Consider the following 12,293-nt stretch of genomic DNA (forward strand, 5'->3'; position numbering starts at 1 on the left):
TTCAGATCGGGAGGCTAGGGTTCGTCGTCATGGAGACCTCGTCGTTGCCGGGCGTGCTGTCGACGCCTGAACTCCAGGCTTTTGCGACGGGCTTTCCGATCCTGATGCTGCATCTGGCGGTGACCTTCGGACTCTTGGCCGCAGGGGCTGCGGTCTACGCCCTGCTGACGCCGTGGCGCGAGATCGCCCTGATCCGCCAAGGCAATCCAGCGGCCGCCGTGGCCTTCGCCGGGGTGCTGGTCGGTCTGGCTATTCCGCTGGCTGTGTCCCTGTCGGTGTCGACCTCGATCCGCGACATCGCCATTTGGGGCGTGGCGACGGTGGTGCTGCAACTGCTGGCCTTCCGCGTCGTCGACTTCCTGCTGCACGGCCTGCCGCAACGGATCGAGAAGGGCGAGGTGTCCGCCGCCGTGGTCCTGGCCGGGGCCAAGCTGTCGACCGCCCTGATCCTGGCGGCCGCCCTGACGGGCTGAGGGGACGGCATTGCGCTTTCCCCACCTTCCGGACTGGACCATCTACGCCGCCGTCATCGGGGTGATCCTGATCGCTTCGCTGAGCCGGGGCGAGCGCGCGGACGCCCCTCACGATCAGCATGAGGATGAGGCGTCCGGTCCCTTGCTGGGGCCGATCACTCCCTTCGACCCTTCCGTCACCGTGGATACGTCCGACGAGCATGAGCCTGTGTCGGGCACGGCCTTCTCCATCGCCGGGGACGGTCGCTGGATCACCGCCCGCCATGTGGTCGAGGGCTGCCGCAAGCCCGCTTTGGTGATCGACAAGACCCGGGCTCTGGCGGCTGACGTGCGGCTGGCGGCGCGGGCGGACGTGGCCCTGTTGCTGACCGACGGCGGGCCGCCCGCCCTGCCGATCGCGCCCGAGGCGCCGCTCTACAAGGGCCAGCGCGCCTTCCACCCCGGCTTCCCGCAGGGCCGGCCGGGCGAGGTCGCCTCGCGCCTGATCGGTCGCGAAACGCTCAAAATTCGTGGCCACCGCTCCTATGACGAGCCGGTGCTGGCCTGGGCCGAGGCCGGGCGCACGCGCGGCCTGAAAGGCACGCTGTCGGGCCTGTCGGGCGCGCCGGTGCTGGACCGACGCGGCCGGGTGCTGGGCGTGACCATCGCCGAGTCGCCCCGTCGCGGCCGCATCTACACCACGGCGCCCGACACCTTCGTGCCGGCGGTCGGCGCCCAGCAGCGCGCCGACGAGGCGGCCCTGGGCCAGGCGGTGACGACCCAGAACTACGGCGCCGTCTCCGACCGCCTGCGCCAGGACTTGCGCGTCGCCCAGGTGGTGTGTCTGACGACGTGAATGGAGCCTAGCGCGGCGCGCCGTGATCCTTGACCCATTTCGCCTTGGCGGCGTCGATGTCGGCGCGGGGAAGTTGAGACAGGGGCTTGGCGAACTGCCTCAGAAGGATCGCGGCATTGGCGTCGCCGCCTTCTGCGGCTAGCCCGACATAGGCCGCGCCCTTGACCGGGTCGCTGGCGCCGCCCTCGCCGACCAGTATCATCATGCCCAAAGCACGCAGGGCGTGGGCCGAGCCGTTTTCGGCCGCGCGCGCATACCAGAGGCGGGCCTCGGCGGGGTCGGGCGCCACGCCCTGTCCCACGGCCAGCATGACCGCCAATGAAATCATGCCGCTTTCGAAATTCTGTTCCGCCGCCTGACGAACGTAACGGTAGGCCGTCGCGAGCTCGGAAGGCGCCCCGCCGTCCAGCAGCAGCATACCGAGATTCCATTGGGCGCGCGGATCGCCGCTGTCCGCAGCAAGGCTCAGGTGTGTGGGAGCGGCGGCGACGTCGACCGGCACGCCCCAGCCGTCCTGATAGGCGCGTCCCAGCAGGAACTGCGCGTCGACATTGCCGGGGTCCGCCCTGACGGCCGTCTGTATCAGCCGGGTTCCCTTTTTCAGATCCTGCTGGACTCCCGCGCCGAAGAGATAGGCCCGCCCCAGCGGATAGGCGGCGGCCGGCCGATACTTCGCGTCCAGACCTTCGAGCCAGCCGATGGCTTCCGCATCGTCGGCAGGATCATCGTTCATCAATCGTCGCAGGCCGATGTTCAGGCGGGCGTTCTGCGACCCGTCCCGCAGAGCCTGCGCCCAGAGGCGTTCTGACCGTTCGGGGTCGCCTCCGGTAAATTCCAGCGCGGAAGCCAGTGAAGCCGCCGCCTCAGGATCGCCGGCGGCGACCAGAGGCTCCAGTGCGGCCACGGCTGCAGAGGGATCGGTCCGGAGCAACTCCAGGGCGTCGCTCAGAGGGTCCAGCGCCGACGAGTGCGCCTGTACGGGCGAACAGGTCAGCCAGATCGTGCCGACCGCCAGCAGGGCGACGTATCCGGTCTTCAGCATAATGCGGTTCTCCGATTTCCAGCTAGGCCGGAAATCGGAGCCCGTGGCAAGTCGGCCTACTTCAGCGTGGCGCTGTCCAGGTTCAGTTCGGTCAGCGGGATGACCTCGACATTGGGGTATTTCGCTCGCAGGCCGTCGATGAACTTGGACGCGTCGCCGACGATCACCAGGCTGGCCCGGTCCGTCGGCAGGTGTTCAGCGAAGGCGCTTTCGACCTGTTCGGCGGTGACGGCGCGAACGCGCCCGGCGTAGTCGGCCAGATCGCTCATCGGCAGGTCGTACAGGGCCAGGTTGGCGACCAGGCCCCCCAGGCCGTCCACCGTCTCCAGCGAACGGCCGAAGCCGCCGATCAGGGTGGCGCGGCGGGGGGCCAGTTCGGTCTCGGTCGCCGCCGTGGTCCCCAGTTTGCCGATCTCTTCAAGGATCAGGTCGGCCACCTCGGTCGCCGTCTCGTTCTTGGTCTGGGTCGAGGCCGAGAAGACGCCGGTCTGCTGTTGGGCGCCGACCGACGAGCGGGCGCCGTAGGACAGGCCGCGCTTGATGCGGATTTCCTGGTTCAGACGTGACGAGAAGCCGCCGCCCAGCAGGGTGTTGCCCAGCGTCAGCGGGAAGTAGTCGGCGTCGGTGCGGCTGATCCCGCGGATGGCGGCGACCACGGCGGCCTGGCCGGCGCCAGGCTGGTCGATGACGACAACGCGCGGGGCCGGCGCCTGACCCGCCTTGTCGATGGCGGCCGGGGCCGGGCCGGCGTCACGCCAGTCGCCGAAGGCTTCGGCGGCCAAGGCGCGCGCTTCGGCCGGGGTCACGTCGCCCGAGAAGACGAGGGTCGCCTGCGAGGGCCCGAACCGCTCGGCGTGGAAGGCGGCGACGTCGTCGCGCGTTAGGGCGGGGATGCTGGTCACCGTGCCCGAGCCCGGCGCGCCGTAGGGGGCGGCGCCGTACATCACCCTGCCGACCGACTGGGAGGCGATGGAGCCGGGCTGGCTCAACGCCACGCGCAGCCCGTCCAGGGTCTGGGACTGCTGACGCTCCAGCTCTTCCTGCGCGAAGGCCGGGTTGCGCACCAGATCGGCCATCAGGGTCAGGGTCCGGCCGAACACGTCCTTTGGCGCATTGGCGTAGACATTGGTGAAGTCGGCGCTCGCCCCCGCGCCGATGTTGGCGCCCAGCTGTTCGATGGCGGTGGCGATTTCCGGCGCCGACTTGGTCGTTGTCCCTTGGGTCAGCAGGTTGGCGGTCATGGAGGCGACGCCGGCCTTGTCAGCCGGGTCATGGGCCGAGCCCGCGTTGAAGTTCAGGCGCGCCGAAACCAGCGGCAGGCCTTTGGTCGGGGCGACCAGCACGCGCAGGCCGTTGTCCAGACGGAAGTCGGCGATGGCGGGCGTGGCGGGCGACACCTCAGGCCCCGGCTCGGGCAGGCGGGCGCGCTCGGCTTCGGGCAGCAGGACGGCGACCGGACCGGCCGGGGCCAGGGCGGCGACCGTCACGGGGGCGTCGACGTTCTTCTTCTGCTCGCTGGGCGCGTTGGCGTCGCTGGCGGGCAGGTAGTTGATGGTGATCTGGCGCTGCGGCGTCAGATAGCGGCGGGCCACACGCTGCACGTCGGCGGCGGTGACGGCCTGGATCTCGGCGATCTCGCGGTCGGCGGCCGTCGCGTCGCCGGTCATGATCAGCGCCATGCCCAAGGTGGTGGCGCGGTCGTCGATGCTCTCACGCCCGCGCAGGGCGTTGGCGACCAGCTCGTTCTTGGCCTCGGCCAGTTCGGCGGCGGTGACGGGCTCGTCGCGCAGACGCGCGATTTCGGCTTCGAGCGCCGCCTGGCCGGTCTCGACCGTCTGGCCGTCGGCCATGATGGCGTAGGCGGCCAGATTGCCCGCCTGCTGGGCGAAGTCGGGGTTGGAGCCCGCCTGGGCGGCGATCTGCTTGTCATAGACCAGCGAGCGGTACAGACGGCTGCTATCGCCGGTCGACAGGATGCCGTCCAGCACCGTCAGAGCCGGGCGGTCGGCGTCCTTATAGGCCACGGTGTTCCAGGCCAGGGCCACGGCGGGCAGGGGCACGTTCGGCGCATAGAAGGTGGCGGTGCGCGGGCCGGCGGGCTCGGGCTCCTTCACGTCATTGGCGGGCATGGGCGTCGCCGGACGCTTCAACGGGGCGAAATACTCATCGACCCAGCCGTCCAACTGCGCCTGATCGAAATTGCCCGCCACGATCAGCATGGCGTTGTCCGGCCGGTAGTAGGTGGCGTGGAAGCGCAGCACGTCGTCCAGCGTCGAGGCGTCCAGCTCCTCGATCGAGCCGATGCCCGGACGGCGATACGGGTGGTCCTGATAGATGGTCTCGGGCGCGAACAGGCCGAACAGGCGGCCGTAGGGGCTGGCCAGAATCCGCTGGCGGTATTCTTCCTTCACCACGTCGCGCTCGGATTCAAAGGTCTTCTGATCGACGACCAGAGAGCCCATGCGGTCCGCCTCGGCGAACAGGATGCGCTGCAGGTGGTTGGCCGGGACGACCTCGTAATAGGCGGTCACGTCGTCGGCGGTGAAGGCGTTGTTCATGCCGCCCACGTCCTCGGTCAGACGGTCGAACGTCTCGGAGGGCATGTTCTTCGTCGCCTTGAACAGCAGATGTTCGAACAGGTGGGCGAAGCCCGAGCGGCCCGCCGGATCGTCCTTCGATCCCACGCGATACCAGACCTGGACCGTGACGTTCGAGGTCGAGGCGTCGCGCGCCGTATAGACCTCCATGCCGTTGGCCAGCACCCGCTTGTGGAAGCCCAGCGGCGGCACCTGGACGCCGCCCTGAGCGGTCGTTCCGGCGGCGGGCGGCGCCTTGGCCCAGCCGGGGGCGGCGGCCGGCAGGCCGAGCAGCAGCGCCGAGGCGCAGGCGGTCAGGATCAGACGATTCTTCATGAGGGCGGCTTTCCAAAGCCCGCGCTCGAAGAAACGGGCGCTGAAAACCTAACAGGACGAAGCGCCGCCGCGCACCTTACGGAGCTGTAATGAAATCAGGCTTGGCCACAGACCCGCCTCGGGGATGAAAAAGATGTAACTCGGTTATGCGTCGGGACGCTGATATCGGCGAAACAGGACGTTGAGGGACGTCCGTGCGAGGACGCCCATCATGACAAAATACAAGTTCGCGCCCCTTCTGGGGGTGGTTCTGGCCTTGCCCGCTGCCGGGGTTCTGGCGCAGACGCCGTCGCCTCGAACGCAGCCGTCCCAAAGCCGTCCCGTTCAGACTGCGCCGCAGAAGGCGGACAAGGACGATCAGCCCGCCGCCGTGGGCGACGTCGTCGTCAGCGCCCGCGCCAATGACGTGCGGACTTCGATCGACTCCATCAGCTATAGTCTGGCCGACGATCTTCAGGCGGCGACCGGCACCTTGGCCGAGGCCCTGCGCAATGTGCCCTCGGTCGATGTCGATCCTCAGGGCAACGTCTCCCTGCGCGGCGATAGCAATGTCACCCTGCTGGTGGACGGCCGCCCCTCGGCCATCCTGTCGGGACCGAACCGCGCCGATGCGGTGCTGCAACTGCCGGCCGATCGCTACGCCCGGATCGAGGTGATGACCAATCCGTCCGCCGCCTACAGCCCCGAGGGCTCGGGCGGGGTCATCAATCTGATCACCAAGCCGGTTCCGGCGGCGGTCGCCGCCGCCGCCGCCGCTGGGACGCCGGGCGCCGCTGTCACCACCGGCTCGCTGCGCGCCAATGTGGGCGATCATGGACGCTGGAACGTCGGGGCCAGCGGCTCGCGCCAGCAGGGCAAGCTGACCCTGACTGGCGATCTCAGCTATCGTCACGACGAGCAGAGCCTGTACTTCGACCGCCTGCGCGAACAGCTTAACCCGTCCGGCGCGGTGGTCAGCACGACGACCACCGCCCAAAATATTGAATCGACCCAGGACGGCGTCTTCGGCCGCGTCGCCGCCGAATACCGGCTGACGGAAAAAACCATGCTGACCGGCGAGGCGCGCGCCAATCGCTTCGACATCGACAGCGATGTGCGCGGCCTGTTTGAGACGCGCGACGCCTCGGGCGCCCTGACGCGCGCCTATAGCCGCGACGGCTCGGGCGGCTTCGCCATGAAGGGCTGGGGCGTCACCGGACGGGTTCTGCATCAGTTCGATACGTCCGGGCACGAATGGTCGAACGAGCTGCGCTATGATCGCAACGATCAGGAGAACGACTCCCTGGCCGCCAACGTCTTCCGCCTCCCGATGCAGCCGACGGTGTATGAGGCCCAGCGCGGCCTGAACGCCCAGGAGACGATCGGCTTCACCAGCGCCTACACCCGGCCGATGGGCGAGGGCGCCAAGTTGCGCGCGGGCTATGAGCTGAACCTCACCCGGCCGGATCAGGATAATGAGGTTCGGCGGGGACCCGCCGAGAACGCCCTGGCGCTCGTGCCCTCGCTCAGCAACCGGTTCGAGGCCGAGCAGACGGTCCACGCGCTTTACGCCACCTATGAGCGCCCCTTCGGTCAGAAGCTGTCCGGCCAGTTCGGCTTGCGGCTGGAACAGGCCGACATCGAGGTCGAGGACGTCACCAACGCCGTGCGCGCGTCTCAGGACTATTTCCGCGCCTATCCGACCTTCCACCTGCAGTATCAGCTGACCGAGACCCAGACTCTGCGCGGCAGCTATTCGCGGCGCATCCAGCGGCCCCAGCCGTCGCAGCTGAATCCGTTTGTGGTCTATGGCGACCCGCTGAACCTGCGCTCGGGCAACCCGGACCTGGAGCCGCAGGAGACCGATAGCTTCGAGGCCATGTGGCAGATGCGGCGGGGTCAGAGCTTCTATCAGGCCACCGCCTATTTCCGCGACACGACCAAGGCCTTTACCGAGGTGGCGACCGACGTGGGCGGCGGGCTCCTTCTGACACGGCCCGAGAATCTGGGCGCTCGCCGCGATCTGGGGATAGAGCTGACCGCCAGCGGGCGCCTGCACCCCACCTTGCGCTACAACGCCAGCGTCAACGCCTTCCGTCAGGAGATCGACGCAGCCGGCATCCCCGGCGGCCGCGACCGCGAGGGCGAGATGGTGACCGGCCGCCTCAGCCTGAACTGGCAGGCCACGCCCAAGGATTTCGTCCAACTGATGGGGTTCTGGCAGGGCGATCAGCTGCTGGCGCAAGGCAAGCGCGAGAGCGGCGGCATGCTGAACTTCGGCTACCGCCGCAAGCTGAACGACACCCTGTCGCTGCAGTTCACGGCTCGCGACCTGCTAAACTCCTTCGGCGGCGCCACCACCTATGACACGCCCCAGTTCCGCGAGCGCCTCGACCAGGACCTGAACCTGCGCGCCTTCTACCTGGGCCTGAGCTGGTCCTTCGGCGGGCCGCGCCGCCAGCCCGAGCAGTTCGACTTCTCGACCGGTCCGACCGGCGGCTAAGGCCTGTCGCCGGACTGAGCCTGACGCCCGTCGCCCCTGTGGCGGCGGGCGTTCTCGCTTGGGCCCTTGCGTGTCTGATCGGCCACACCCACCTCCATTGCGACAGCTCAAGGCGTCGCTTCAGATAAGGGCGCATTGAGTTCAAATCCGCCTCCTGAGGGGAAACCGAACGCCATGAATCTCGACCTCTATTCCGACCGCGCCAAACAGGCCGTCCAGTCCGCCCAGTCGCTGGCCCTGGCCCGCCGCCACCAGCAATTCGCGCCCGAGCACCTGCTCAAGGTGCTGCTTGAGGAACGCGACGGTCTGGCTCGCAAGCTGATCGATCAGGCGGGGGGCGATCCCTCCGCCGTCGAGCTCGTCACCGAGGGCCTGCTGAAGAAGCGGCCCCAGGTCGAGGGCGGCTCGGGCCAGCTTTACCTCGACGGCGATCTGGCGCGCGTCTTCAGCGCCGCCGAAGAAGCCGCCAAGAAGGCCGGCGACGCCTTCGTCACTACCGAACGCCTGCTGGCCGCCATCGCCAAGGAAGGCGGGGCCGCCGCCGAGGCGCTGAAATCCGCCGGCGTCACGGCCAAGAAGCTGGACGAGGCCGTGACCGAAATCCGCAAGGGCAAGACCGCCGACAGCGCGGGCGCCGAGGACAGCTTCGACGCCCTGAAACGCTACGCCCGCGACCTGACCGAGGCCGCGCGCGACGGCAAGGTCGACCCGGTCATCGGCCGCGACGAGGAGATTCGCCGCACCATTCAGGTGCTGGCGCGCCGCACCAAGAACAACCCCGTCCTGATCGGCGAACCCGGCGTCGGCAAGACCGCCATCGTCGAGGGACTGGCCCTGCGCATCGTCAACGGCGACGTGCCCGAAAGCCTGAAGGACAAGAAGGTCCTGGCGCTAGACATGGGCGCCCTGATCGCCGGGGCGAAATATCGCGGCGAGTTCGAGGAGCGGCTGAAAGCCGTGCTTAACGAGGTGGCGGCGGCTGAGGGCGGCATCGTCCTGTTCATCGACGAGATGCACACCCTGGTCGGCGCCGGCAAGGGCGACGGGGCCATGGACGCCTCCAACCTCTTGAAGCCCGCCCTGGCGCGCGGCGAACTGCACTGCGTCGGCGCCACCACGCTGGATGAGTACCGCAAGCACGTCGAGAAGGACGCGGCCTTGGCCCGTCGCTTCCAGCCGGTCTTCGTCGCCGAGCCGACCGTCGAGGACACGGTGTCGATCCTGCGCGGCCTGAAGGAGAAGTACGAGGTCCACCACGGGGTGCGCATCTCGGACAGCGCCATCGTCGCCGCCGCCACCTTGTCGAACCGCTACATCACCGACCGCTTCCTGCCGGACAAGGCCATCGACCTGATCGACGAGGCCGCGTCGCGCGTCCGCATGGCCGTGGATTCCAAGCCCGAGGCGCTGGACGAGATCGACCGCCGTCTGGTCCAGCTCAAGATCGAGCGCGAGGCCCTGAAGAAGGAAAGCGACAGCGCCTCCCAACAGCGTCTCGAAAAGCTCGACGACGAGATCGCCGACCTCGAAGGCCAGTCCGACGACATGACCGCCCGCTGGAAGTCTGAGAAGGACAAGGTGGGGCAGGGCGCCCAGCTGCGCGAAACCCTGGACCGCCTGCGCGCCGAACTGGCCGCCGCCCAGCGCGCCGGCGACCTCGGCCGCGCCTCGGAAATCGCCTACGGCCAGATCCCGCAACTGGAACGCCAGCTGGCCGAGGCCGAAGCCGCCGAGAAACCGGCCGAAGGCCCCCTGACCCCGGAAGTCGTCGACGCCGAGCAGATCGCCGCCGTCGTCAGCCGCTGGACCGGCGTCCCCGTCGACAAGATGCTGGAAGGCGAGCGCGAGAAGCTGCTCAAGATGGAGGACCAGTTGGGCCGCCGCGTCGTCGGTCAGGACGAGGCGCTGGAAGCCGTGTCCGACGCCGTGCGCCGCGCCCGCGCCGGTCTGAACGACCCCAACAAGCCGCTGGGCAGCTTCCTCTTCCTTGGGCCCACGGGCGTGGGCAAGACCGAGCTGACCAAGGCCCTGGCCGGCTATCTGTTCGACGACGACAACGCCATCACCCGCATCGACATGTCCGAATACATGGAGAAGCACTCGGTCAGCCGCCTGATCGGCGCCCCTCCCGGATATGTCGGCTATGACGAGGGCGGCGCCCTGACCGAGGCTGTGCGTCGTCGCCCCTATCAGGTCATCCTGTTCGACGAGGTCGAAAAGGCCCACCCCGACGTCTTCAACGTGCTGTTGCAGGTGCTGGACGACGGTCGCCTGACCGACGGCCAGGGCCGCACCATCGACTTCAAGAACACCCTGATCATCATGACCTCCAACCTGGGCAGCCAGTACCTGGCCGACCAGCCCGAGGGCGAGGACGTCGAGGCCGTGCGTCCGCTGGTCATGGAACAGGTCCGCGCCCACTTCCGGCCCGAGTTCCTGAACCGCATCGACGAGATCATCCTGTTCCACCGCCTCGGCCGCGAACAGATGGGCGGCATCGTCCGCATCCAGCTGGCGCGTCTGGAAAAGCTGATGGCCGACCGCCGCCTGACCCTGGCCCTGGACGACAGCGCCCTGACCTGGCTCGCCGACAAGGGCTACGACCCGGTCTACGGCGCCCGCCCGCTGAAGCGCGTCATCCAGAAGGAACTGGTCGACCCGATGGCGAAGAAGCTGCTGGCCGGCGAGATCGAGGACGGCAGCGTGGTGGCCGTGTCAGCGGGTAGCGATGGGCTGGAGATCGGGAAGGCGCGGGTACATTGAGTTCATCAATGTAGGTCTAGCTTCAACGGCCACCCATCCCCGATGGGAGTGAGCGTTTCCCAACTCGAAGTGTGATCAAGGTGCTCCATTTCAGTGCCATTGAAAGCAGCCCAAGCGTCAAACATTTGGCCTATCATGGCACGGTCAATATCTGGTCGCCGGTTTGCTCTCCAAATCCCTAGTTCTGGAAAACCCGTGCGACCGTCTGGTAAACGCACCGTATGGGTCTCGATTGAAACCCATACGAAATCGATCTCATCGAGTCGGGGTTTTGCTGCCCTTAAAGCTTCTCGAACAGCATAGGCAGCCACGCCAGCTTCAATTTTCTGAGGCTTATCGATCATAATGATCGCGAGACCAGCTGCTCCGGGCAGCGCTAGTTTGGTGCGGGTGTCAGTGATCTGAGGATTAGCTTGTTGGAGCAATTTTCTGATGGGCCGACCCCCTATGTTGACCATCATTCTGTTGATTTCGGTCCCATTGCTTCTAGATGATAAAATTTTTTGGATACCGACCTCACCGAAAACGAACATTCGAGGTTCTTTTCGCGTTTCATCGTCGATTAGACGTTCAATGCGTTGCACTGGATAGCCATTGACCGCCTTCATCTCCGCAATGAACTGTCTGTTCCAAAGCAAATAATCGGCAATTTGTCCGGTGCCGTGCAGGGTAGAGAAGGCTTTGTCATCAAGGCTCTCAGTTCCCTCTCCGGTCTTTAAGAAGGCATGCATCCTCTTTTCGAGAGCTGACGCTGGTTGGTTTTTGGAAGGCCTTACGAAGACGAGCAAGCGAATATCATCTTGATGATTCATTTTCAGGATCGGCTTGTTTGATGATTTGCGATTCACACTGTTCAACTTTCGTCATCCTCCGGCAAGCCGCGTCAGCAGCGCAGACCGGGGGACCCAGCGGCGCGCGGGAGCGCGAAAGAGCCACGCTCGGCGGCCGCCCTAAGATCGCCTTCGGCGCCGCTGGGTCCCCCGGTCTCCGCTTCGCTTCGCCGGAGGATGACGGAAGAAGGGGCGGGGCGTGGGTGACGGAAGGAGAGGGGCGGGTTAGCGTGGCCGTATGGCGACCCATCGCACCTTCATCGCGACCTACATTATGGCGAGCGGGCGCAACGGGACGCTCTACGTCGGCTCGACTTCCAATCTGGAAAGCCGCGTGTGGAAGCACAGGACGCGGGCCTTTCCTGGCTTCACCGACGCCTATGACTGCACCCGTCTGGTCTGGTTAGAGCAGCACGCCCTGATGCTTGATGCGATCCGGCGCGAGCGGCGCATCAAGAAATGGCTGCGCGACTGGAAGCTGTCCCTGATCGAGAAGGACAACCCGGACTGGCGCGACCTTGCCGCCGACTGGTTCCCGGATCCGAACTGGACCCCGCCGCCGGGCGTCGACTGAGCCTCACCCCAGCACCGGCATCACCTCGACCCCGTCGCAGACGAAGATGCTCATGTGCGGGTGGTTCTCGAACAGGCGGGCGGCGGCCTCGTGGCTGTCGGCGCGCACGACCATGAAGACGGTCAGCAGGTTGACCATGTCGGTCACGGCGCCGTCGTCGCCGATGCGTTTGGTCGGGCCCAGCGGGCCGCCCTGAAAGACGATGGAGTCGCGGTGCGCCTCTTCCCAAGCGGCGACGGCGGCCACGCCGCGGCGGGCCGTCTCGGCCTGCTCGGCCTCGCTCATGGCGCGCCAGGCCCGCCATTTGGGGCCGGTCTTGTCGCTGGTGAAGACGGCCAGATAGTGGGTCTCGACGCTCATCGCAGCCTCCTGTGCGGCGCGA

General features: G+C 67.2%; 9 protein-coding genes. 5 read left to right on the forward strand and 4 right to left on the reverse strand.

Annotation, left to right across the window (positions count from 1 at the left end; genetic code table 11):
* The first annotated feature begins 29 nt into the window (after positions 1-29).
* Together DA69_RS13535 and DA69_RS13540 are read left to right on the forward strand one after the other, a co-directional pair.
* On the forward strand, positions 30-473 hold the full coding sequence (locus DA69_RS13535; RefSeq protein ID WP_029972642.1) for a DUF350 domain-containing protein: 444 nt from the start codon (positions 30-32) through the stop codon (positions 471-473).
* Positions 474-483: 10 nt separating this feature from the next.
* A complete protein-coding gene (locus DA69_RS13540) occupies positions 484-1,308 on the forward strand; it encodes a S1 family peptidase (protein WP_025978071.1) in 825 nt (274 codons plus the stop codon).
* A 7-nt stretch (positions 1,309-1,315) separates the two neighbouring features.
* Here DA69_RS13540 and DA69_RS13545 read toward each other — a convergent pair whose 3' ends face one another.
* Positions 1,316-2,350 carry a tetratricopeptide repeat protein gene (locus DA69_RS13545; protein ID WP_064108296.1) on the reverse strand — a complete coding sequence of 345 codons (1,035 nt, stop codon included), beginning with the start codon at positions 2,348-2,350 and terminating at the stop codon, positions 1,316-1,318.
* A 56-nt stretch (positions 2,351-2,406) separates the two neighbouring features.
* Positions 2,407-5,262, reverse strand: a complete 2,856-nt coding sequence (locus tag DA69_RS13550) for a M16 family metallopeptidase (RefSeq protein WP_025976658.1) — start codon at positions 5,260-5,262, stop codon at positions 2,407-2,409.
* A 211-nt stretch (positions 5,263-5,473) separates the two neighbouring features.
* Between DA69_RS13550 and DA69_RS13555 the strand changes: the two genes are divergently transcribed.
* Positions 5,474-7,744 (forward strand): TonB-dependent receptor domain-containing protein, encoded by a 2,271-nt coding sequence (locus DA69_RS13555; RefSeq protein WP_025976657.1) that lies wholly within the window; start codon positions 5,474-5,476, stop codon positions 7,742-7,744.
* Between the two features lie 174 nt (positions 7,745-7,918).
* Positions 7,919-10,507, forward strand: coding sequence for an ATP-dependent chaperone ClpB (gene clpB, locus DA69_RS13560; protein ID WP_025976656.1), 2,589 nt, complete (start codon positions 7,919-7,921; stop codon positions 10,505-10,507).
* Positions 10,508-10,512: 5 nt separating this feature from the next.
* Here clpB and DA69_RS14615 read toward each other — a convergent pair whose 3' ends face one another.
* Complete coding sequence (locus tag DA69_RS14615) at positions 10,513-11,364, reverse strand: hypothetical protein (protein WP_145915928.1); 852 nt, start codon at positions 11,362-11,364, stop codon at positions 10,513-10,515.
* A 211-nt stretch (positions 11,365-11,575) separates the two neighbouring features.
* Between DA69_RS14615 and DA69_RS13565 the strand changes: the two genes are divergently transcribed.
* A complete protein-coding gene (locus tag DA69_RS13565; RefSeq protein WP_025976655.1) occupies positions 11,576-11,911 on the forward strand; it encodes a GIY-YIG nuclease family protein in 336 nt (111 codons plus the stop codon).
* 3 nt (positions 11,912-11,914) lie between these two features.
* On the opposite strand, the gene DA69_RS13570 is transcribed toward DA69_RS13565, so the two are convergent.
* Positions 11,915-12,271 (reverse strand): YciI family protein, encoded by a 357-nt coding sequence (locus DA69_RS13570; RefSeq protein WP_025976654.1) that lies wholly within the window; start codon positions 12,269-12,271, stop codon positions 11,915-11,917.
* Positions 12,272-12,293 lie beyond the last annotated feature (22 nt).

The sequence above is a fragment of the Brevundimonas naejangsanensis genome, assembly GCF_000635915.2.
Taxonomy (GTDB): Bacteria; Pseudomonadota; Alphaproteobacteria; order Caulobacterales; family Caulobacteraceae; genus Brevundimonas; species Brevundimonas sanguinis.

Excerpts from the sequence above, each read along its gene's own strand:
- DA69_RS13535 (WP_029972642.1), top strand. The coding sequence starts at position 30 with ATGGAGACCTCGTCGTTGCCGGGCGTGCTGTCGACGCCTGAACTCCAG.
- DA69_RS13545 (WP_064108296.1), bottom strand. The coding sequence starts at position 2,350 with ATGCTGAAGACCGGATACGTCGCCCTGCTGGCGGTCGGCACGATCTGG.
- clpB (WP_025976656.1), top strand. The coding sequence starts at position 7,919 with ATGAATCTCGACCTCTATTCCGACCGCGCCAAACAGGCCGTCCAGTCC.
- DA69_RS13565 (WP_025976655.1), top strand. The coding sequence starts at position 11,576 with ATGGCGACCCATCGCACCTTCATCGCGACCTACATTATGGCGAGCGGG.
- DA69_RS13550 (WP_025976658.1), bottom strand. The coding sequence starts at position 5,262 with ATGAAGAATCGTCTGATCCTGACCGCCTGCGCCTCGGCGCTGCTGCTC.
- DA69_RS13555 (WP_025976657.1), top strand. The coding sequence starts at position 5,474 with ATGACAAAATACAAGTTCGCGCCCCTTCTGGGGGTGGTTCTGGCCTTG.
- DA69_RS13570 (WP_025976654.1), bottom strand. The coding sequence starts at position 12,271 with ATGAGCGTCGAGACCCACTATCTGGCCGTCTTCACCAGCGACAAGACC.